Annotated in this window: 24 protein-coding genes; 8 read left to right on the top strand and 16 right to left on the bottom strand. The window is 72.4% G+C overall.

Going from position 1 to position 18,556, the window contains the following annotated elements; translation table 11 throughout:
* Positions 1-36: 36 nt before the first annotated feature.
* From ACWGN5_RS02880 to ACWGN5_RS02890, 3 genes are all read right to left on the bottom strand, one after another.
* On the bottom strand, positions 37-1,221 hold the full coding sequence (locus tag ACWGN5_RS02880) for an HTTM domain-containing protein (RefSeq protein ID WP_453510826.1): 1,185 nt from the start codon (positions 1,219-1,221) through the stop codon (positions 37-39).
* A 1-nt stretch (position 1,222) separates the two neighbouring features.
* On the bottom strand, positions 1,223-1,966 hold the full coding sequence (locus tag ACWGN5_RS02885; RefSeq protein ID WP_453510827.1) for a DUF5819 family protein: 744 nt from the start codon (positions 1,964-1,966) through the stop codon (positions 1,223-1,225).
* Between the two features lie 139 nt (positions 1,967-2,105).
* Positions 2,106-2,876, bottom strand: coding sequence for a hypothetical protein (locus ACWGN5_RS02890; protein ID WP_453510828.1), 771 nt, complete (start codon positions 2,874-2,876; stop codon positions 2,106-2,108).
* Between the two features lie 480 nt (positions 2,877-3,356).
* Between ACWGN5_RS02890 and ACWGN5_RS02895 the strand changes: the two genes are divergently transcribed.
* Positions 3,357-4,127: a hypothetical protein gene (locus ACWGN5_RS02895; RefSeq protein ID WP_453510829.1), complete on the top strand. Its 771-nt coding sequence runs from the start codon at positions 3,357-3,359 to the stop codon at positions 4,125-4,127.
* Between the two features lie 47 nt (positions 4,128-4,174).
* Here the strand turns inward: ACWGN5_RS02895 and ACWGN5_RS02900 are convergent, their stop codons facing one another.
* From ACWGN5_RS02900 to ACWGN5_RS02925, 6 genes are all read right to left on the bottom strand, one after another.
* Positions 4,175-4,882, bottom strand: a complete 708-nt coding sequence (locus tag ACWGN5_RS02900) for a DUF6230 family protein (RefSeq protein WP_453510830.1) — start codon at positions 4,880-4,882, stop codon at positions 4,175-4,177.
* On the bottom strand, positions 4,879-5,487 hold the full coding sequence (locus tag ACWGN5_RS02905; RefSeq protein WP_453510831.1) for a hypothetical protein: 609 nt from the start codon (positions 5,485-5,487) through the stop codon (positions 4,879-4,881). Before ACWGN5_RS02905 ends, ACWGN5_RS02900 begins: the two co-directional genes overlap by 4 nt.
* Positions 5,484-5,870 (bottom strand): DUF6114 domain-containing protein, encoded by a 387-nt coding sequence (locus tag ACWGN5_RS02910; protein WP_453510832.1) that lies wholly within the window; start codon positions 5,868-5,870, stop codon positions 5,484-5,486. The genes ACWGN5_RS02905 and ACWGN5_RS02910 overlap by 4 nt, the downstream gene beginning before the upstream one ends.
* On the bottom strand, positions 5,864-6,607 hold the full coding sequence (locus ACWGN5_RS02915) for a DUF6230 family protein (RefSeq protein ID WP_453510833.1): 744 nt from the start codon (positions 6,605-6,607) through the stop codon (positions 5,864-5,866). Before ACWGN5_RS02915 ends, ACWGN5_RS02910 begins: the two co-directional genes overlap by 7 nt.
* Positions 6,604-7,071, bottom strand: coding sequence for a DUF6114 domain-containing protein (locus ACWGN5_RS02920; protein ID WP_453510834.1), 468 nt, complete (start codon positions 7,069-7,071; stop codon positions 6,604-6,606). Before ACWGN5_RS02920 ends, ACWGN5_RS02915 begins: the two co-directional genes overlap by 4 nt.
* 86 nt (positions 7,072-7,157) lie before the next feature.
* A complete protein-coding gene (locus ACWGN5_RS02925; protein ID WP_453510835.1) occupies positions 7,158-7,844 on the bottom strand; it encodes a DUF6230 family protein in 687 nt (228 codons plus the stop codon).
* 135 nt (positions 7,845-7,979) lie between these two features.
* On the opposite strand from ACWGN5_RS02925, the gene ACWGN5_RS02930 reads away from it, so the two are divergent.
* Complete coding sequence (locus ACWGN5_RS02930; RefSeq protein WP_453510836.1) at positions 7,980-8,582, top strand: TetR family transcriptional regulator; 603 nt, start codon at positions 7,980-7,982, stop codon at positions 8,580-8,582.
* A 3-nt stretch (positions 8,583-8,585) separates the two neighbouring features.
* Here the strand turns inward: ACWGN5_RS02930 and lepB are convergent, their stop codons facing one another.
* Positions 8,586-9,194 carry a signal peptidase I gene (gene lepB, locus ACWGN5_RS02935; protein WP_453510837.1) on the bottom strand — a complete coding sequence of 203 codons (609 nt, stop codon included), beginning with the start codon at positions 9,192-9,194 and terminating at the stop codon, positions 8,586-8,588.
* Between the two features lie 103 nt (positions 9,195-9,297).
* Entirely contained in the window at positions 9,298-10,329 is a 1,032-nt protein-coding gene (locus ACWGN5_RS02940; RefSeq protein WP_453510838.1) for an AraC family transcriptional regulator, read from the bottom strand.
* A 151-nt stretch (positions 10,330-10,480) separates the two neighbouring features.
* Here ACWGN5_RS02940 and ACWGN5_RS02945 point away from each other — a divergent pair, with 151 nt between their 5' ends.
* Positions 10,481-10,879: a Rieske (2Fe-2S) protein gene (locus ACWGN5_RS02945; RefSeq protein ID WP_453510839.1), complete on the top strand. Its 399-nt coding sequence runs from the start codon at positions 10,481-10,483 to the stop codon at positions 10,877-10,879.
* Here the strand turns inward: ACWGN5_RS02945 and ACWGN5_RS02950 are convergent.
* A complete protein-coding gene (locus tag ACWGN5_RS02950; protein ID WP_453510840.1) occupies positions 10,866-11,573 on the bottom strand; it encodes a cysteine hydrolase in 708 nt (235 codons plus the stop codon). The genes ACWGN5_RS02945 and ACWGN5_RS02950 overlap by 14 nt on opposite strands.
* 76 nt (positions 11,574-11,649) lie before the next feature.
* On the opposite strand from ACWGN5_RS02950, the gene ACWGN5_RS02955 reads away from it, so the two are divergent.
* Positions 11,650-12,117, top strand: a complete 468-nt coding sequence (locus ACWGN5_RS02955; RefSeq protein ID WP_123458798.1) for a pyridoxamine 5'-phosphate oxidase family protein — start codon at positions 11,650-11,652, stop codon at positions 12,115-12,117.
* A 39-nt stretch (positions 12,118-12,156) separates the two neighbouring features.
* Here ACWGN5_RS02955 and ACWGN5_RS02960 read toward each other — a convergent pair whose 3' ends face one another.
* Positions 12,157-13,059: a LysR family transcriptional regulator gene (locus ACWGN5_RS02960; protein WP_453510841.1), complete on the bottom strand. Its 903-nt coding sequence runs from the start codon at positions 13,057-13,059 to the stop codon at positions 12,157-12,159.
* Between the two features lie 93 nt (positions 13,060-13,152).
* Between ACWGN5_RS02960 and ACWGN5_RS02965 the strand changes: the two genes are divergently transcribed.
* A complete protein-coding gene (locus ACWGN5_RS02965; protein ID WP_453510842.1) occupies positions 13,153-14,160 on the top strand; it encodes a DMT family transporter in 1,008 nt (335 codons plus the stop codon).
* Positions 14,157-14,345 (top strand): hypothetical protein, encoded by a 189-nt coding sequence (locus tag ACWGN5_RS02970; RefSeq protein ID WP_453510843.1) that lies wholly within the window; start codon positions 14,157-14,159, stop codon positions 14,343-14,345. Before ACWGN5_RS02965 ends, ACWGN5_RS02970 begins: the two co-directional genes overlap by 4 nt.
* Before the next feature lie 77 nt (positions 14,346-14,422).
* Here the strand turns inward: ACWGN5_RS02970 and ACWGN5_RS02975 are convergent, their stop codons facing one another.
* From ACWGN5_RS02975 to ACWGN5_RS02985, 3 genes are all read right to left on the bottom strand, one after another.
* Positions 14,423-14,707, bottom strand: coding sequence for a hypothetical protein (locus ACWGN5_RS02975; RefSeq protein WP_453510844.1), 285 nt, complete (start codon positions 14,705-14,707; stop codon positions 14,423-14,425).
* Positions 14,704-15,567, bottom strand: a complete 864-nt coding sequence (locus tag ACWGN5_RS02980; RefSeq protein ID WP_453510845.1) for an isocitrate lyase/PEP mutase family protein — start codon at positions 15,565-15,567, stop codon at positions 14,704-14,706. Before ACWGN5_RS02980 ends, ACWGN5_RS02975 begins: the two co-directional genes overlap by 4 nt.
* A 226-nt stretch (positions 15,568-15,793) precedes the next feature.
* A complete protein-coding gene (locus ACWGN5_RS02985) occupies positions 15,794-17,128 on the bottom strand; it encodes an aminotransferase class I/II-fold pyridoxal phosphate-dependent enzyme (protein ID WP_453510846.1) in 1,335 nt (444 codons plus the stop codon).
* Between the two features lie 35 nt (positions 17,129-17,163).
* On the opposite strand from ACWGN5_RS02985, the gene ACWGN5_RS02990 reads away from it, so the two are divergent.
* Positions 17,164-17,868 (top strand): pyridoxamine 5'-phosphate oxidase family protein, encoded by a 705-nt coding sequence (locus tag ACWGN5_RS02990; RefSeq protein ID WP_453510847.1) that lies wholly within the window; start codon positions 17,164-17,166, stop codon positions 17,866-17,868.
* Positions 17,869-17,901: 33 nt separating this feature from the next.
* Positions 17,902-18,546, top strand: coding sequence for an FMN-binding negative transcriptional regulator (locus tag ACWGN5_RS02995; protein ID WP_453510848.1), 645 nt, complete (start codon positions 17,902-17,904; stop codon positions 18,544-18,546).
* Positions 18,547-18,556: the final 10 nt, after the last annotated feature.

Consider the following 18,556-nt stretch of genomic DNA (forward strand, 5'->3'; position numbering starts at 1 on the left):
GTCGTCCTCGCCGCGCCCTTCACCGGCAGGGAGTGCTCAGGTGACCGGCGCGTTCCCGGGCAGGAAGGTCCGCGGCAGGCTCGCGCAGCGGGTGCCGAGGGCCGTCAGGAACGCGGTGGGCAGGAAGATCGCGTCGCACGCGACCATGGCCAGGGAGAAGAACGGGATGCCGAGGAGCACCGCGATGCCCATGTGCTCGAGGATCATGACGGCCAGCAGCACGTTCTTGACCTTGCGGTTGGCGAGCGTGAACGGGAAGGCCACCTGCAGGATGACCGTCCCGTAACTCATCACCAGGACCAGCGCGGTGTTCGCCGCGAGAAGCCCGGAGAGCCACGGCCAGGGCTCGAAGTACTCCAGGCTCAGCGCGTAGTGCAGGGCGCTGCCCTCCTGCCAGCGCGAGCCCTGGATCTTGTACCAGCCGCTGGTGGCGTAGATCAGGCAGACCTGTGCCGCGACCGTCAGCATCGCCGCGTTGTGCAGCATCGCGGCGGCCGCGTCCAGCACCGCACGGCCCTCGGAGTCGGGGAACCTGCGACCGACGACGTACCACAGGCCCTGGACGCCCCACAGGGTCCACAGGACCAGCGGCCAGCCCGTCTGCGGGCCGAACGCCAGCAGCAGGAACAGCCCGGCGGCCGACCAGAGGACGACTCCCGTGCGGTCGGCAGGGCAGGAGCCCTTCCTGTTCCGCCGGCGCGCGTCCAGTGACCAGACCTGGGCGCAGCGGACGAAGACCAGGTAGATCACCATGATGCGCAGGACGTTGTCGCCGCCGTCGCCGATCAGAGGGTTGCGGTTCTCCAGCGACAGCATCCCGACCATCAGCAGCACGCTCATGGTCCTGGTGCGCCAGCCGACCATGACCGCGACCGCCGCGGCGACGGTCAGGGTGTAGACGATCTCGAACCAGAGCCGTCCGTCGGACCAGTGCAGAAGGCTGAAACTGCCGTCCAGTCGGCCCAGTTCGAGGGCCATGTCGTACGACAGCGGGCTGCGGTCGCCGTACAGCACCCGGCGGTGCGGCCATTCCCGGAGCAGGTAGGCGGCGATGGTCAGGGCCAGGCCGATGCGGAGGACCGCGGCCTGGTACGGCGCTCTGGTGGTGCAGGCGGCGCGGCCGAGGCGCACGAGGGACCGGCGGGTGCGACCCTGGCGGGCCCGCTCCATCGGACGTGCCTGCGCCGTCGGGCGTTCGGCGACGGGCGTTTCGATGCTCAACTCACAGCCCCCTGTGGTCCTGGTCGGTCACCGGCCACCAAGGGAGCATCCGGTAGGTGGTGGTGTCGGGCGCGTCCTCGGTGCTCCACGACGGCGGCTGCACCATCGTGTAGCGGCCCGCGAGCTGCATTCCCGTGATCCGCTCGCCCTGCCGGTCGCGCCCGACCCGCTGGAGCGCGATGCGCTTGAGGTAGTTCACGGCCACCTCGCCGCGCGGGCCCCTGGGCCGGTTGCCGCTGTCGAGCCAGGCCTCGGAGTTGTCCCAGGCGATGCGGAGCATGTTCTGGTGCACATGGCTCGGCGCCGGATTGTGCTGGATCTCCGCCACGTCCTGGGCCGTGAGGTTGATCCAATCCGACACGTGGGTGGTTCCGTCGGCGCCCGTGGTCCTCACCCGCACGCCGATGGCGTCATTGCGTTGCTTCGGGTTGGGCGCGAACAGTCTCCAGTCCTGCGCGAACTCCGGCCGGACATAGGAGTCGATCGTCCCGCTGTGAGCCACCCTGACGGCGTTGCTCGGCGCCAGGGTCAGGAAGATCATGGCCAGGTGCGTCACCAGGGCGCCGGCCAGCACGACGCCGGTGGCGGTCAGTGCGCCGACCGACGCACGGGACCACCGGGGGCCGGTGCCCGCTTCCGCTTCCGGTGCCGGTGCGCCGTCGCCCGGTCGCGGAGGAGGCAGATGCCGCGTCGCCGGAGCCGTGGCCGTCGGCGGTCCGGCAGCGCATTCGCTGGAAGGTTCCATCACGTTCCTTTTTGTGGGCGGCCCGTGCGGCGGAATACGACAACCACACGGGCCGCACTCCCGATGCGGTGCCGGTGAAACCGGCGCCGCTCGGTGTTTTTTCAGCGGTCGCTCAGCGTTTCAGCGACCTTTTTTCGGTTCAGTTGAGGGGGCACGTAGCCGTGTTCTTGTCGGTCCAGGTCAGACCGGCGGCGGAGCTGAGCACGTCGGCGATGTCGTTCAGGACCGAGCCACGGGGACGCACGTACCAAGCGGCGAAATTGTTCGCATTCTGGGGGTTCCAGATGTAGGTGAGCAGCGGGTTCGCGGGCGCACCCGCCGCGACACCGGCGTTCGTGCGCGCGAGGGTGTCGCTGTAGGGGGGCGTGGGCAGGTCGCTCCAGGTCGACGTGGCCGGGTCGTAGGGCGCCGGCCAGTTGTCGAGCCCCCGGTTGAACCAGTACCCGGGCGAACACCACTCGTTCCGGGGCGGGGGCGTGGTGGTCGACGTGGTGGCCGTCGTGGCCGTCGTCGACGTGGTGGACGTCGTGGACGTGGTGGACGTGGTGGACGTCGTGCCCGTGGTGGCCGTCGTGGAGGTCTGCCCCGTCTGACCGGTCGTGGCGCCGGTCAGGCCGATGAGCCCGGTCGTGAGTCCGATGTCCCCGAGGATGTTGGGGGCGAAGACGGCGTTCTGCGTGCAGTAGCCGAACGTCCCGCCCTTGCAGCTGTGGTCGAGGTCGTACGTGCCGCCCTTCCCCTTGTGGTGCTCCTTGTCCTTGTCGTCGCCGCCGTGTCCCGGGGACAGCGTGCTGCTCTGGTTGTGCGCCACCCAGGGGCGTTCCCAGCCCAGCGCCTGAGAGGCGGTGGGGGTGCCCATTCCGATGGCGAGTACAGAAGCTCCCACCAGCAAGGCTCGTGTGGCCCGCATGATGATCCTTTCCCTGATTTCCGCACGGGACGAGGGATCCCGCTTGTTCAAGCGAGAAGTAGAGCAATGCCGGTCCACAAAAACAAATATATTGACCTGTTGCACCCACGCGGGGACGGGAAATACATCGAAGGGGCTAGATCTCATCGCATTTACCGACCACATTTCGGGGTTGACGACCGTGGTCCGTGAAGAAGCTCGAGGGACACACCACGCGACGATCCACCGATGAAGGCAAACAGATGTCCGGCGAACCTGTTATGGAATTCACCCGGACTCGAGGGACCGAAAAGAAAGCCCCTGCCGGCGGCACCGCGATGCGTCTCGCCATCGAGCCGCCGCGCAGGGTCGTGCGGGCGCGAGGGAAACTGCCCGTGTCCCCGTTCGGCGCACGACCGCGCAGAGGCAAAAGGCCCATCGCGGGGCTGAAGCCCGGCGTCGTTCCAGGGCAGACAGGCCGACAGGCCGCATGGTGGACGGATGATCGGGACCCTGATCGCGCTGCTCGGCCTGGTCGTGTCGGTGGCGACCGCGATCGTCGGCTATCGGCACGGTCGTCGCGCCGAGAGCGCTCAGCAGATCCGCGACGAGCGTGAGGAACGATCGCGCAGACAGCGCGAGGAGGAGGCGGAACGGACGGAGCGAATCCGGCAGGCGAGCTGGATCTCCGTGTACGCCGACGCCGGCGGGCGCGGCGTCACGGTGTACAACGGCAGCAGCCAGCCTGTCAGTGACGTCCGGGTCCTGGTCGGCGGCGACGTACTGCGGCCCGGCAGGGTCCGGCTGCTGGTGCCGGGCCGGCGGGCGACGTTCGTCCCCGGTCCGGATGCGACGGGCCTCGATCTCGATCCTTCGGGAATGGCCGTGGAGTTCACCGACGTGGCGGGGCGGGCTTGGCTGCGGTCTGCTGAGGGGAGGCTGTTCGAACGGGTTTCGCCGGACGGCGCCCCTCCGCGGTGGGGTCCTCCCATGACCCCGCTCGTCGAGCCGTACCGAGGCCCTCGGCCGGAGACGGAGCGCAGGGACACCGGTGTCGGTCACAGGCGTCCGGAATCCGTCGGACCGACGGGGCCGCCCTCAGGGCCCCTCGGCGGCTCTGTTCACCCGGAGCCACGGCCGTCAGCGCCCGAGGCCGGTGACGCCGCCGGTGGTGGCAGCCGAAGGCGAGGCGGCTCACGAAACCCGCTGTTCGTCCTCGGCGTCCTCGGCGCTGCGGCCGCCCTCGCGTACCTCGTCGCCAGGCTGGTGTAGGCGGCAGCACGGCGTGCCCCCGCTCTCCGGCCGTTCGTGCGACACGGTCACGGCGTGCCGGGCGTTCCCGTGGGGGCCGCCGGGGCGGGGCAGGCGACCGTGCCCGGCCGTACGGAGAGGGAGAGCTTCGGCGTCGTCAGGAGGCCCGGGATCTGGAAGTCCTGGGCGGTCCCGGTGATCCGGTCGAACTTGGCGTAGCGCGCCTGGATGCCGAAGCGGTGCTGCGGGCTGTCGAGCGGGTTCACCACGTACGCGCCGGTGGCGTCCTTCACGGTCTTCACGTCGGCGCCGTTCGTGTTGAGGTCGACGATGCCGTCCATGTCGAGGACCCCGGTGGCGCTGCGGAGGTCGAGGACGGTGTTCTTCGTCCTGATCTCCCAGGAGCCGGGGTTGTCGTCGCCGAGGGTGAGCAGCAGGGTGTACGTGGCTCCCGCGATCTGCTGCCGCTGGCTCAGGCAGAGGCCGTTGATGACGCCGTCCGCGAAGCCCATGCGGAGCACCCGTTCACTGCCGGTGGAGCCGTCGGGCCGCACGACGGCCTGGTCGACGACGGCGGCGCCGTACTGCGTCCCGTACAGGCTGCTGGTGGTGAAGTCGACGGGCCGGTCCTGGATGCGGAGGCCGACGGCCAGCGCCCCGGTCGCCATGGCGGAGCCGAGGCCGCCGGCGGCGAGGAGCGCGGGCACGGCGACGGCGAGGGAGCGGCGCCAGTGGGTACGGCCTTCTTCGCGGACCCTGATGTCGCGGTTCCTCATGGCGTGGTCACCGTGATCGTTCCGGGGAGGTGGACGGGGTTGTCGGTGGAGTCGAGGGCCGCGTGGTCGTCGACGGTCCGGATCGCGTAGATGTCGCCGGTGAAGTCCTCGGCGCCGGCGGTGAGCGGGATCAGGGAGCCGAAGAAGTCGAGCAGCCCCTGCACGCCGCAGATCTTGACGAGCACCCGGACGCAGACGTTGGTGATGTTCCCCCACATCGTCGTCGTCTCGGCCTTCCCCGCGCTGTCGTAGCCGCCGAGCGAACCCTCTCCCGGTACGTCGATGGTGACGGTGTGTCCGGCCGCCCGCTGGACCACGTTCATGTGCGAGCGGATCTTGAGCTTGGTGAAGGTGTACTGGGTGGTGGTGCGCGTCGAGCCGTCGGAGAGCCGGATGGTGACGTTCTTGTCGACGGTCATGGAGACGGCGACCATGCTGGCGATGGTGACGTGCAGCGGGTCCGGGGAGGGCAGGAACGGCACGCCGAGCGGCTCGACCGCGGCGCTCTCGCCCGAGGCACTGCTCGGCTGCCCTGACCAGACGGCCGTGACGACGGCGAGGAGCAGGGCCGCCGCCACCGCGCACGCCCGGCGCCGCGCCCTCATCCCTCCACCGCCCGGCCGCGCGGGCGTTTGACGCCCCAGCCGACCATCATGGAGCCGCCGAGCACGCCGAGCGTCATGCCGAGCAGGAAGCCGCCCAGGTTGGAGACGACGAGCGAGACGACGGCGAGGACCGCGCCGATCAGCCCGAAGGTGTACCGCTGGGCGGGCAGCGCGAGCGGGATGAGCCCGCACAGGATCATCCCGCCGCCGACGAGATAGCCCGCCACTCCCCCGAAGCCGGTGCTCACGATCAACTGCAGGGAGCTGAGGGAGAACTTGAGGACGGTCCAGCCGCCGGCCACCAGCCAGACCCCGCCCCAGAACGGCCGGGTGCGGCGGAACGCACGGAACCAGACGTACGCCGCCCTCGCCCGGCTCAGCATGTGGTCGCCGTTCCCGCGACGACCCTGATCCTCAGGTCGGGCAGCACGAGCGCGCCGGCCATCTCGGCGTCGTACGCGGTGGCGTTCAGTCCGTGCAGCGCGATGGAGCTGCCGCCCTCGCCGCCGGCCGAGCCGAGTCCGAAGCCGCCGGGCAGGGCGCCGGTGAGCGGCTTGCCGGCGACGGTGACCTGGTCGGCGGACTGGCCGAGCACCGCGTTCTGGAGGGTGGTGGGCCCGTAGGCCTGGAGTTCGGTGGCCTGGATGTAGAGGTTCGAGGCGTCGATGTCGGTGGTGAAGGTGGCGGGTGGGCTCGCCGTGACCTTCTGGCCGCCCGTCAGGAGCAGCGAGTACGGGACGCCGGCGATCGTCTGGTGGACGATGCCGCAGAGTCCGGCGAGCCCGGCGCTGGCGAAGCCGACGCGCGCCATCGCGGTGTTGGTGGTCGTGGTGCCGTCGGGGCGCCCGACGGCGGGGGTGTTGACGATGGCGCCGAAGCCGCTGCCCTGCACGCCGTTGGAGGTCAGGGTGAAGGGCTGCCCGGTGACGCTGAAGTTGGCGGCGAGAGCGCCCTGCGCGAGCGCGGTGCCGAGGGCGCCGATGGCGAGGACGGAGGGGACGAGGGCGAAGGCGCCGCGCCCCCAGCGGGTGCCGCGGCGGGTGCCGTCGGCGGCCTGGGCGAGCATCCGGGTGTTCCAGTCGGCGGCGGCGCGGCGGGCACCGGAGAGCAGCTCGTTCATGCGGATCCGCCCCCCAGGGACACGGGCGTCTCGGCGGACTGGGTGGTACGGCGCGGGCGGCGCCGCCCGGCGGGCTTCTCGGGCAGCCAGGCGACGGCCATGGAGCCCCCGAGGACCGAGAGGACCATGCCGACGAAGAGGCCGCCGAGGTTGGAGAGCGGGAAGGAGGCGACTCCCGCGATCACCGCGATGACTCCGGCGGTGTGGCGCTGTCCGGGCAGCAGCAGGATGAGCAGGGCCATGGCCATCAGGAGGACGCCTCCGGCCATGCCCGCGATGCCTCCGACGCCGACCTGGAGGATCTTGCCGAGCGGCGCCATCGGCAGGAAGAAGATGACGAAGCCGCCCAGTCCGGTCCAGACGGCCGCCCAGAACGGCCGGGTGCGGCGCCAGCGGCGGAAGGCTCGGCGCGCACGGGCGGGCAGGGGCTCCTCGGTCGGCTCGGGCGGCGGTTCGGTGGTCATGGGGGCCTCGCAGCGGTGGGTCGGGGTGGGAGGGCCGGGGCCCCGCGCCGTAGGGAGCGCGCGGAGCCCCGGGGTGGTGCGGGGGGTCAGGCGCCGCAGGTCTTGTCGCCGTGGGCGATCCCGATCGCGAGGTCCGGCAGGGTGATCGCGCCGGCGATCGTGGCGCCGTTGGCGTCGGCGTTGAGGTTCTTGATGTCGGTCCGGCCGCCGGTGGCGTCGAGGCCGAACTGGCCGGCGGTGCCGTCGTTGATGCCGGTGCTCTTGATCCCGGAGCCGTCGGCGGCGGCGCCGATGACGTTCGGGGTGGTGTCGCTCGCGTTGAGGGTGGCCGTGGCCGCCTTGAGCGCCTGCGCGTCGAGCACGAGCTTGTTGACCTGGAGCCCGGCACCGGCGACGAGCTGGTCGCTGGTGAGCGGGGTCGCGGCGGCGGGCGAGGAGATGTTGAGGGACCAGGTGCCGAGGCTGCCGATCACCGGGAGGTTGACCGACTGGACGGCGTGGACGCAGATGCCGTCGAGACCTGCCTTGGCGATGCCGACCTCGGCGGCGCCCTTGGCCCCGCCGGCGTCGATGGTGTGCATGACCGCGCCGATGCCCTGCGGCGCGGCGACGGTCTTGGAGCTGAGGGTGAAGGGGACGCTGGTGAGCGAGAGGTTCGCGGCGAGCGCGCCCTGGACCATGGCCGTGGCCATGGCGGCGATGGCGGCCGTCGCGGGAACGGCGAGGAACGCCGATCTGCGCCAGCGGGTGACGCCTCTGGTCTCGTGCTGCATGTGATCTCCAACCGTCGTGCCGCCGGCGTCGAATGACACTTTGCGGCTCCCTGTTCGAGAATTGGACACTTCATTGAGAAGTGTCAACACTTCTGACAATCCTGCGGAGATTTCCCCCTGGTCTAGGCTTGGCCGATGCCACGGTTCAGGGAGACGGTCCGGACACTGCTGCGCGAGCGGCTGCTCGACGCCGCGTACGAGGCGGTCGCCGACCGCGGCTTCGACAAGCTGCGCATGGCCCACCTGGCCGGCGCGGTCGGCGTCAGCCGGCAGACGCTGTACTCGGAGTTCCCCTCCAAGGAGGCGGTCGGCGAGGCCCTCTTCCAGCGCGAGCTGGAGCGCTGCCTCGTCGGCATCCAGCAGGGCCTGGACGCGCACCGGGACGACCTGCGCGCGGCCGTCGAGGCCGCCGTCGGCTTCACGCTCACGCTGGCCGGCCGCAATCCGCTGATCAAGGCCATGCTGACCAGCACCGGCGAGGACGGACTCCTCTCGTACCTCACGACCCGGTCCGCCGCGGCCTTCGACCTGGCGACCGCGATGGCCGACGCGTACGTCACGGAGGCCTGGCCCACCATCGATCCGGTGGCGCGCGAACTGGCCGTGGACGCGGCGGTCCGGCTGACCGCCAGCCACATCGTCCAGGCCGGCCCCTCGCCGGAGGAGTCGGCCCGGCGCATCGCGGACACCGTGGTCCGGGTCGCCCTGAGCACCGGCCGGGAGAGCGTCCCCGAATAGCCGTCAGGGGCCCGGCCCGCGGTACTCCTCCAGGACGGGCCGGTTGCCGATGTCGGGCGACGCGGAGACGGGGAAGGCCCGCACGCCGACCCTGCCCTCGACCCGGTCGAGCGCCCCCCAGCCGTACGCCCGCGAGTCGTCCGACAGATCGGGGTTGTCGCCCAGGTAGAAGAACGACCCCGCAGGCACGGTCCGCAGCTCGGACCGTGCCGACCGGGTGCCGTCCGGGCCACAGCAGGCGCCCGTACGGTGGGCCTGCGCCGCCCATTGGGGTGCCACCACCCGTCGTACGGGCCCCCGGCCGCCCTCCTGGAGGAGCACCTGGAAGGGCTCGTCCGGCGTGGAGACGATCGCGACCCGGTCGCCGGGCAGCGCGATCACCCGCTTGACCAGGAGGGCGTCCTTCCCGGTGGCCCGCAGCAGCACGACGTCGAACCTGTTCGCCCGGCCCGCCGAGCCCGGGGCGACGAGGATCCGGTCGCCCTGGTGGAGGGTGGGGGTCATGCTGGTGCCGTCGACGCGGACGCCGAGGGCCGTGACGGCGACCCCGGCGAGCAGGCAGAGCAGGACACCGGTCCCGAGGACGGCGACGGCCGCCCGGCGCGGGTTCATCGGCGTCGGGTGCGGTCCGGCGGCCGTACAGCGCCGGACCGGTCGATTTCGGTCATGGCGGGAAGGTAGGCGGGGCGGCGGGCGGCGGCTGTGACCGTACCGCTCAGGGTTGTTGACCGCGCGTCTGATAAGACCGTGGGGTCTCGCCGGTCCAGCGCCTGAACGCCCGGTGGAAGGCGCTGGGTTCGGAGAAGCCGAGCTGCCGGGAGAGCCGCTCGATCGACACCCGCCCGCCGGTCAGTTCGGCGATGGCGTGGTCCCGCCGCACCTGGTCGCGGAGCCGCTGGTACGTCGTTCCCTCGGCGGCCAGTTGGCGGCGCAGGGTCTGCGGGCTGACGGACAGCCGGTCGGCCAGCTCCTCGGGCGTCGGCACCGGCCCGGCGGGCAGCGCCCGGCCGATCAGGTGCCGCACCCGGCCGGTCACCGTACTCCCGTAGTCGGCGCAGACCAGTACGTCGACCGGGGCGCGGCGGAGGAAGGCCTTGAGCGCGGCCGCGTCCCGCAGGACGGGTTCGTCGAGGTCCGCCCGGTCGAAGACGGCCGCCGTCCGTTCCGCGCCGAAGACGCAGGGCGCGCCGAACAGGAGGGCGTACTCGCGCGCGTGCCGGGGCTCGGGGTGGACGAACTCGACCCGCCGCAGGCCGATCCGGCGCCGGACGAGCCAGCCGGCGAAGCGGTGCGCCACCAGGACGGTGGACTCGGCGCCGAAGTGGAGGGGGTCGTCGTACCCGGAGACGTCGAACTCCATCCGCGCCTCGTCGAGCGTCCCCGCCCCGCCCGCACCGGGCTCCAGGAGCCGGAACCGCGGCCCCGCCGGGAAGAGGGAGTAGAAGGTCTGGGCGCGCCGGAGCGCCTCGCGCAGGTCCCGGCTGCCGTGGACCACGACATGGGCCATCATCGCGAAGGTCCCGACCTTGCTGGGCGCGCCGCCGAAGCCGATCAGCTCGTCGTCGAGGGTGGCCCAGAGCGTTCTGACGAGCTGTCCGAACTGCTCCGCCGAAACCCTGGCCCGCGATTCGTCCAGGAGTCCGGCGGGCAGTCCGGCCCGGGCGAGGAGCGGGCCGGGAGCCACCCCGCGCCGCTCGGCGCCGAGCAGTACGGCCCGTACGTGGTGAGTGCTGACCGTCGAGTTCACCGAAACTAGACACTTTCATCGAAGGATGTCCAGGTTCAGACACTCTAGTCAGAACTGTAAGGCTGTCGAAGTACGCATCCTGTGAACGGGACACAGCTCACAGCCGTACCGTCACCCGTGCAGCCAGCACACGAGGAAAGAGGGGCAGCACATGAGCGGAGTGGCACGCCGGACGGTGGTCGCGGCGGCGGGCAGCGCGGGCCTGGCGGCGGCACTCGCCGCCTGCGGGGGCGGCGCGGACGACAAGAACGGCGCCCCCGAGGGCGGCGCGCTCGCCCGGACCGGGGACATCCCGGTGGGCGGCGGGAAGATCCTCGCCGACAAGGGGCTGGTGATCACCCAGCCGAAGGCCGGCGAGTTCAAGGCCTTCTCCTCGAAGTGCACCCATCAGGGCTGCGCCGTGAGCAGCATCAAGGACGGCGTCATCGTCTGCCCGTGCCACCAGAGCCACTTCGACATCTCGGACGGCAGCGTGAAGTCCGGCCCGGCACCCTCGCCGCTGCCGCCCGAGCCGATCCAGGTGGTGGGCGAGGAGATCAGCCCCGGCTGACGGCACCCCCGGGAGTCGCGGAGCCCCCGGGACGCCCGGAACTCCCGGCGCCCCTGGGGGCCTTCCAGCAGCCGAGCACCTCGTCGGTCGTGGTGATCGTGGCGACGAGCGCGAGGGTGTGACGGATCATCGCGGGGGTGTAGTCGGCCGGCACCCCCGCGATGGCGTCCCCGGGCACGACGACCGTGTAGCCGAGGTTCACGGCGTCGAAGACCGCGTTGGGCACGGCCACGTTGGCGGAGACGCCCGTGACGATCAGCGTGCGGCAGCCGAGGTTGCGGAGCAGCGCGTCGACGTCGGTGCCGGCGAGCGGCGAGAGCCCGTGCAGCCGCCGGACGACCAGGTCCTCGTCGGCGACCTCGATCGGTTCGGCTATCCGGACGGCCCTGCTGCCGCTGTGCTGCTGCACGGGCAGCCGGGCGGCGGCCGTGAAGAGCCGGGCGTTGGTGTTGGCGCCCCGCCCGTCGGGGCGCCGCTCGGCGACGGCGTGGATCACCTGGACGTCGGCCGCGTGCGCGGCGGCGACGAGCCGGGCGACGTTCCGCAGGGCGCCCGACGCGCGGGCGACGGCGGCCAGTTCGGGCAGGGCGCTGTCGGGCCCGACGACCCCCTGCTGGCACTCGACGGTGAGCAGGACGACTCCGCCGTCCGGACGGATCCGCTCCCCCAGCCGTTCTCTCGGACTCTGACCCATGGCCTCCCCTTGCACGCGCGCGGTGGGACCCCCATGCTTTCTGACGTCTCATCAGAAATCCAGAAGGGTGCGGACGATGACCGTCGCACAGCGCCGTGGACGCCGGATCATGATGACCCCGGCCGAGCTCGACTCCTTCCTCGCCGAACAGCGCACCTGCCGGGTCGCGACGGTCTCCGCCGACGGCCGCCCGCACGTGAGCGCGCTCTGGTTCGTCTGGGACGGCTCCTCGCTGTGGCTGTACTCGATCACCCGCAGCCGGCGCTGGGCGGAGCTGCGCGCCGACCCGAGGATCGCGGTCGTGGTGGACGACGGCGAGGAGTACGGCGAGCTGCGCGGGGTCGAGCTGTCGGGGACGGCCGTCTTCGTCGGCGAGGCGCCGCGCACCGGGGAGCCGTGCCCCGAACTCGACGTGCCCGAGCAGCTCTTCGCCGCCAAGAACTTCGGCCTCGACAGCATGCCCCACGACGGCCGGCACGCCTGGCTCCGGCTGACCCCGGACGCCGTCGCCTCCTGGGACTTCCGCAAGCTCGCGGACCTCTGAACCCGGGCCCCAGCCGGCCGGCGGTTCCGCCGCCGGGCCTCAGCTCGCCAAGGGCTCCGCCGCCGCCCGCAGCGCCGCGACGACCGCCCGCACGGAGGGCCGGCGGCCCGCGTCGGCGCGCCAGGTGGCGTAGATGTGGCGCCGGACCTTCTGCCGTACGGGAACGAAGACGACCCCGTCCGGCACCGGACGGCCGAGCCGGGGCGTGACGCACACCCCGAACCCGGCCGCGACCAGGGCCAGCTGGGTGTGGTGCTCCCCCGCGAAGTGCGCGATGCGCGGCTCGATGCCCTGCGAGCGCAGCGTGAACATCAGCCAGTCGTGGCAGAACTCGCCCTCGGGCCAGGAGACCCACTCCTCGTCGGCGAAGTCCTCCAGGTCCACCGCCTCGCGGCCGGCCAGCGGATGCCCGGCGGGCAGGGCGACGTCGGCGGAGTCGTCGAGGAGGTGGGCGCGCTCAAGGCCGCCGGGGACGGGCGCCCGCTTGTTGCTCCAGTCCAGGACGATCGCCAGGTCGGCGTCGCCGCGCAGGACCGCCCGGACGCCGGGCTCCGGCTCCAGCTCCGCCGTACGGACGCGGAGTTCGGGGTGGCCGGCGCGCAGGGCGGCGAGTGCGGTGGGGAACAGTCCGCGGGCCGCCGTCGGGAAGGCCGCGAGCCGCACCTCGCCCACGACCTGCCCCCGCTGTGCCTCGATGTCGGCCTGGGCCATCTGGACCTGGGACAGGATCCGGGCGGCGTGCTCGGCGAGGAGCAGCCCGGCGTCGGTGAGCCGCACGCCCCGGCCGTTCTTGGCGAGGAGCTGCTGTCCGACCTCGCGCTCCAGCTTGGACAGCTGCTGGGAGACGGCCGAGGTGGTGACGTGCAGGCCGTCGGCCGCGCCGCTGACCGAACCGTGCCGGGCGACGGCGTCGAGAGTGCGGAGGCGCTCCAGGTTCAACATGTCCGCTCCAGGTTCGACATGTAAGCGATTCTAAGGGGAGGGGTCGAGGAATTCTCGCTTGTTCTAAGACATCGTTCCGGTCACCCTGAGTGCATGAGCCCCAGTCCCGCACCCGCCTCTTCCGCCTCCCCCCTCCTCGACTGGCGCGTCCGGTTCGGCGCCCTCGCCCTCATCTGGGGCTTCAGCTTCCTCTTCATCAAGGTCGGCACGGACGGCTTCGCCCCTCTCCAGGTCAGCTTCGGCCGGCTGCTGTTCGGTACGGCGGTGCTCGCCGTCGCGATCGTCGTGAAGCGGGACCGGCTGCCGCGCGGGGCCCGCGTCTGGGGCCATCTGACGGTCGCGGCCTTCCTCCTGAACGCCCTGCCGTTCTCGCTCTTCGCGTACGCGGAGCTGACGATCCCCTCCACCCTGGCGGGCATCTGCAACGCCACGACCCCGCTCTGGGGCATGGTGCTCTCGCTCGTGGCGCTGTCCGAGGACCGCCCCACCCGGGTCCGCGCGGTCGGTCTGGGCATCGGCTTCATCGGCGTCCTCACGGTGCTCGGCGCCTGGCAGGGCTTCTCCGGCCTCGACGTGACCGGCACGGCCCTCGCCCTGCTCGCCTCGTTCAGCTACGCGGTCGGCTGGATCTACGTCCGCAGGACCCTCAGCGGCACGGGCGCCTCGAACCTCTCGCTCGCGGGCTCCCAGGTGGGTCTGGCGACCCTGCAACTGGCGGTGGTCACCCCGCTGTTCACCTCGGTCCCGGAGTCGGTCGAACTGATGCCGCTCCTCGCCGTGATCGCGCTCGGCGCGCTCGGTACGGGGTACGCGATGCTGCTCCAGTACGGCGTCGTGGCGGAGGTCGGCCCGACGACGGCCGCCATGGTCACGTACTTCATCCCCGTCATCGCCACGGCGGCGGGCGTCGCGCTCCTGGACGAGCGCCTCACCTGGAACACCCCGGTCGGCGCGCTCGTGGTCCTGGCGGGCGCGGCGCTCACCCAGACCCGCGGCACCACCCGAACGGCGGGCGTGCGCGCCTCCGGCGGCGGGCGCCTCTCCCTCTCCCGTGTCACTCTCCGTGACCCCCGTGGCGACAAGATCGTTCCCCGGGCATGAACCTCACCGCACTCCCCCGCACCCTCCTCGCCGGCCTCGCCGTGGCCGGCGCCTTCCTCGGCTTCGCCGGCCCGGCGCAGGCGGCCACCGCCACCGCCGGTGCCGTGGCGACCGTCGCCCCCATGGACGGCCCCGAGCCCGTCGAGCTCGACGAGCGGGGCCTCCCCGACCTGCTGGAGGACTGACCGCACGGGGGCAGCGGGGCAAGAGAACGGCCGGACACCACGAGGGCGGTGTCCGGCCGTTCCGTGTGTGCCGGGCGTCAGTCGCCGCCCGATCGCGGCCTGCCGAAGAGGGTCTGGAGGGCGTCGACGGCGCTGCCGTCGTGATCGCTCCCCGCCGTGCCGCTGCTGCCGTACTGGACGTTGGCCGCCCGGTCGATCTCCACGACGGAGTCGGCGTGCGAGTTGTCGATGACGGTCAGCAGGCTGCCGTCGGCCGCCGCCGGCGCGGCGCCCGTGGCGAGGAGGGCCGCGGCCAGACCGAGCGCCTTCAACGGCGCCCTGAGGCCGGGCCCCGTTGCCTGGCGCGGGATCACCGGGCTCATGCGCCCACCCGCTCGGGGGCCGTCTGGTGGCGGGCGATGTTCCGCTCCAGGAGCCGGGTCGAGGCGGCGACCCCGACACCGGTCTCGGGGTCGAAGGAGGGCAGCCGGCCGTTGGCCCGCTTCAGTTCGACGAGCGCCGAGTCCATCGCCTCGTGCGCCGCGAAGAGACAGGGCGTGCTGTAGATCGCCACGTCGACGCCGAGGTCGGAGAGTTCGTCGAGCGAGAGCCGCGGCGACTTTCCTCCGGCGATCTGGTTGAAGAGCAGCGGCTTGCCGCCGACCACCTCGCGGATCCGGTGGATCCACTCGACGCTGCGTACGCCGTCCACGAGGACGACGTCGGCGTCGGTGGCGGCCAGGCACTCCGCCCGGTGCAGGATGTCGGCCTCGTCCGTGGCGTCCGTCCTGGCCACGACGACCATGTCCCGGCGGGTGGCGAGGACCATCTTCAGCTTGGCCAGGTACTCGTCGAGCGGCAGCACCTGCTTGCCGTCCGCGTGGCCGCACCGGCGCGGCCGCTTCTGGTCCTCCAGGATCACGCCCGAGGCGCCGATGCGCTCCAGGCCCTCCACGACGTGGCAGGCCACCTCGGGGTCGACGTAGCCGTCGTCGATGTCCACGAGCAGGTGGTGGCGGGGGAACGCGCCGCGCAGCCGCTGCACGAAGGCCACCATGTCGGGCCAGGCGATGAAGCCGATGTCCGGGAGCCCGTAGTACGAGGCGGCGAAGCCGAACCCGGAGACGAACATCCCGTCGTAGTGGTCGGCGGCGACGGACGCCGAGTACATGTCGTACACGCCGATCAGCGGCGTCGTCCCGGGCGCCGCGACGGCCTCGCGCAGACTGCTTCCGTAGCTCAAGGTATGACTCCTGGTCAGTTCGGAAAGACACGGCATGAGTGAAGAACCGCCGCAACACGGCGGGGCTTTACCAAAACCTGATGATTTCCTGAACCAAGCACGAACATCGCTGTACGGGCGCTTTACTCACTCTCCCGGCGTAGCGCTTTCACCAGAGAAACGTCACTTGCGAGGAACGGGCTTGCGCCGCACGGCAGATGGACCCTAGGACCGGCCCGGAGAGCCCCTAGCCGTAGCTCCGCGCGGGCGCCGGTCCCGCCGCGCCCGCCACGGCCTCGGCCAGTGCCTCGACGTCGCCGGCGGTGAGGCCGGAGACGGTGAGCCGGATCGCCGGGCCCGAGTCCGTCCGGAAGCGGGCGCCGGGCGCGACGGCCCAGCCCGCGGCGAGCAGCCGGGCCACCGCGCCGGTCTCGTCGGATACCGGGACCCAGACGTTCATGCCGCCCCGCCCGTGGGCCTCGACGCCGCGCCGGGCCAGGGCCCGCACGAGCCCGTCGCGCCGCTTGCCGTACGCGCGGGCGACGGCGGCCGGGTCGATCGCGTCCGTGGCCCAGAGGTGGGCGACGGTCCGCTGGAGCAGCCGGCTGACCCAGCCGGGGCCGAGCCGCTGCCGTCCGAGGACCCGGTCGACGGTCTCCGCGTCGCCGGTGAAGGCGGCGATCCGCAGGTCGGGCCCGTAGGCCTTGGCGACCGAACGGATGAGCACCCAGCGGTCGGTGACGCCGGCCAGGGGGTGGAGGGGCTGCGCGACGAAGCCGTGCCCGTGGTCGTCCTCGACGAGCAGCACGCCGGGGTGCGCGCCGAGGACGCGCCGCAGCTCCCGGGCCCGGTCCTCGGTGACACAGGCCCCCGTCGGGTTCTGCGCCCGGTCGGTGACGATCACGGCCCGCGCCCCGTCCTGCCGGATCGCCCGCTCGACCGCCTCCGGCAGGGGCCCCTCGTCGTCGACGGCGACCGGCACCGGGCGCAGTCCGAGCGCGGGCACGAGGTCGAGGAGGCTGCCCCAGCCCGGGTCCTCGACGGCGACGGCGTCACCGGGCCTGAGGTGCGCGGTGAGCACCCGCTCGACGGCGTCGAGGGAGCTGGAGGTGACGCCGATCGGCCCGGCGGGCACGCCGTCCGCGTCGAAGGCGGCGCGCGCGAGGCGGCCGAACTCCTCGTCGACGGGGGCCTCTCCGTACATCCCGGGCCGCTCGGCGTACCGCCGGGCGACCTCCGCGAAGGCCTCGCCGAGAGGTGGCAGCAGGGCGGGGTCGGGGTTGCCCTTGCCCACGTCCCGGACCCCGGCGGGGGCCTCCACGCGGATCGAGCCGCGCGCGGTCGTGGCGGGGCGCGGCCGCACCCGGCTGCCGCGCCGGCCGTCCGTCTCGATGACCCCGCGCTCGCGCAGGGTGCGGTAGGCGGCGGCGACGGTGTTCGGGTTCACGCCGAGGTCGCCCGCCAATTCCCGCATGGGAGGCAGCAGTTGGCCGGGCTGCAGCGCGCCCGCGCCCACCCCCCGCTCGACGCTGGCGGCGATCTCCGATGCGCGCCGACCTTCGATCCGGTAATCTCCTAGCACAAACACGATTATGCACTAGTGCAATGGAGTACGCAATGAGCGCCGTCGACACGAGCACCGCGACCGAGACGTCCGCGCGGGACGGGGCCTACGCGCCGACCGACCGGACCGTGCCCACGCGCAACCGCGGCCGCGCCTCGTACGACAGGGAACTCGTCCACTCGATACTCGACGAGGCCTACGTCTGCCACCTCGGCTTCGTCCGCGACGGCGCGCCGGTCGTCCTGCCGACGCTGTTCGGCCGGGTCGGCGAGCGGCTCTACGTCCACGGCTCCACCGGCTCGCGGCCGCTGCGCGCGGCAGGCGACGGCGTGGCGGCCCCCGGTCTGCCCGTCTGCCTGACCGTGACGCACGTCGACGGCCTCGTGCTCGCCCGCTCCGCCTTCCACCACTCGCTCAACTACCGCTCGGTCGTCGTCCACGGCACCGCCCACCAGGTCACCGACCCGGAGGAGCTGCGGATCGCCCTCGACGCCCTCGTGGACCACGTCGTCCCCGGCCGCTCGGCCGACTCGCGCCCCGCGAACGCCAAGGAGATCGCGGCCACCGCGGTGATCCGGCTCGACCTGGACGAGGTCTCCGCGAAGGTCCGTAACGGCGGCCCCAACGACGACCCCGAGGACCTCGGCCTCCCGTACTGGTCGGGTGTGATCCCCGTCCAGGGCGGCTACGGCACCCCGATCCCGTCGGACGACCTCGACCCGTCCGTCGCCCTGCCCGGCTACCTCACGGCGCTCTGAGCCGCGCTCCGAGCGAGGAAGGACGGATCGACGATGCTGATCCACCCCTGGGACGCCGCCCACGACGAGGGCGAGTGGCGCGAGTGGCTCTCCCGGCACGACTTCGGCCAGCTCGCCGTCAACGGCCTTGCCGGCGAGCCGCCGTGGGTGCAGCCGCTGCACTTCCGGTACGAGCCCGAGCCCGGCCCGTACGGCCGCGCCCTGGCCCATCTGGCCCGCCCCAACCCGCTCTGGCACGCCCTGGAGGCGAACCCGACGGTGCTCCTGAGCGTGGTCGACGACTACGTCTACGTGCCGGGGCACTGGACGGCCCCCGAGGGCGCCCCGTCCGAGCACGGCACCCCGACCTCGTACTACGCGGCCGTCCAACTGCGCTGCACCGCGCGCGTGGTCGACGATCCGGCGGAGAAGGCCGCCCTGCTCAACCGCCAGGTGGCCCACTTCCAGCCGGAGGGCGGCACCGCGACCGTCGCCCCGGGCGAGGCCCCGTTCGGCCGGATGCTGCCGGGGATCCGGGTGCTGAGCCTGGAGGTGACCGACGTACGGGCGAAGTTCAAGTACGCGGGCAACAAGCCGCAGGAGGTCCAGGACCGGATCTCGGAGCGGCTCGCCGAGCGGGCGGGCCCCGGCGACCTGAGCGCCCGGGCCCACCAGCAGCGCCGCCGCACGAACGGATGAGACCGGTGGG

This window comes from Streptomyces sp. NPDC055815 (genome assembly GCF_053616475.1).

Excerpts from the sequence above, each read along its gene's own strand:
- ACWGN5_RS02885 (WP_453510827.1), bottom strand. The coding sequence starts at position 1,966 with ATGGAACCTTCCAGCGAATGCGCTGCCGGACCGCCGACGGCCACGGCT.
- ACWGN5_RS02890 (WP_453510828.1), bottom strand. The coding sequence starts at position 2,876 with ATGCGGGCCACACGAGCCTTGCTGGTGGGAGCTTCTGTACTCGCCATC.
- ACWGN5_RS02895 (WP_453510829.1), top strand. The coding sequence starts at position 3,357 with ATGATCGGGACCCTGATCGCGCTGCTCGGCCTGGTCGTGTCGGTGGCG.
- ACWGN5_RS02900 (WP_453510830.1), bottom strand. The coding sequence starts at position 4,882 with ATGAGGAACCGCGACATCAGGGTCCGCGAAGAAGGCCGTACCCACTGG.
- ACWGN5_RS02905 (WP_453510831.1), bottom strand. The coding sequence starts at position 5,487 with ATGAGGGCGCGGCGCCGGGCGTGCGCGGTGGCGGCGGCCCTGCTCCTC.
- ACWGN5_RS02910 (WP_453510832.1), bottom strand. The coding sequence starts at position 5,870 with ATGCTGAGCCGGGCGAGGGCGGCGTACGTCTGGTTCCGTGCGTTCCGC.
- ACWGN5_RS02915 (WP_453510833.1), bottom strand. The coding sequence starts at position 6,607 with ATGAACGAGCTGCTCTCCGGTGCCCGCCGCGCCGCCGCCGACTGGAAC.
- ACWGN5_RS02920 (WP_453510834.1), bottom strand. The coding sequence starts at position 7,071 with ATGACCACCGAACCGCCGCCCGAGCCGACCGAGGAGCCCCTGCCCGCC.
- ACWGN5_RS02925 (WP_453510835.1), bottom strand. The coding sequence starts at position 7,844 with ATGCAGCACGAGACCAGAGGCGTCACCCGCTGGCGCAGATCGGCGTTC.
- ACWGN5_RS02930 (WP_453510836.1), top strand. The coding sequence starts at position 7,980 with ATGCCACGGTTCAGGGAGACGGTCCGGACACTGCTGCGCGAGCGGCTG.
- lepB (WP_453510837.1), bottom strand. The coding sequence starts at position 9,194 with ATGAACCCGCGCCGGGCGGCCGTCGCCGTCCTCGGGACCGGTGTCCTG.
- ACWGN5_RS02945 (WP_453510839.1), top strand. The coding sequence starts at position 10,481 with ATGAGCGGAGTGGCACGCCGGACGGTGGTCGCGGCGGCGGGCAGCGCG.
- ACWGN5_RS02950 (WP_453510840.1), bottom strand. The coding sequence starts at position 11,573 with ATGGGTCAGAGTCCGAGAGAACGGCTGGGGGAGCGGATCCGTCCGGAC.
- ACWGN5_RS02955 (WP_123458798.1), top strand. The coding sequence starts at position 11,650 with ATGACCGTCGCACAGCGCCGTGGACGCCGGATCATGATGACCCCGGCC.
- ACWGN5_RS02960 (WP_453510841.1), bottom strand. The coding sequence starts at position 13,059 with ATGTTGAACCTGGAGCGCCTCCGCACTCTCGACGCCGTCGCCCGGCAC.
- ACWGN5_RS02965 (WP_453510842.1), top strand. The coding sequence starts at position 13,153 with ATGAGCCCCAGTCCCGCACCCGCCTCTTCCGCCTCCCCCCTCCTCGAC.
- ACWGN5_RS02970 (WP_453510843.1), top strand. The coding sequence starts at position 14,157 with ATGAACCTCACCGCACTCCCCCGCACCCTCCTCGCCGGCCTCGCCGTG.
- ACWGN5_RS02975 (WP_453510844.1), bottom strand. The coding sequence starts at position 14,707 with ATGAGCCCGGTGATCCCGCGCCAGGCAACGGGGCCCGGCCTCAGGGCG.
- ACWGN5_RS02990 (WP_453510847.1), top strand. The coding sequence starts at position 17,164 with ATGAGCGCCGTCGACACGAGCACCGCGACCGAGACGTCCGCGCGGGAC.
- ACWGN5_RS02995 (WP_453510848.1), top strand. The coding sequence starts at position 17,902 with ATGCTGATCCACCCCTGGGACGCCGCCCACGACGAGGGCGAGTGGCGC.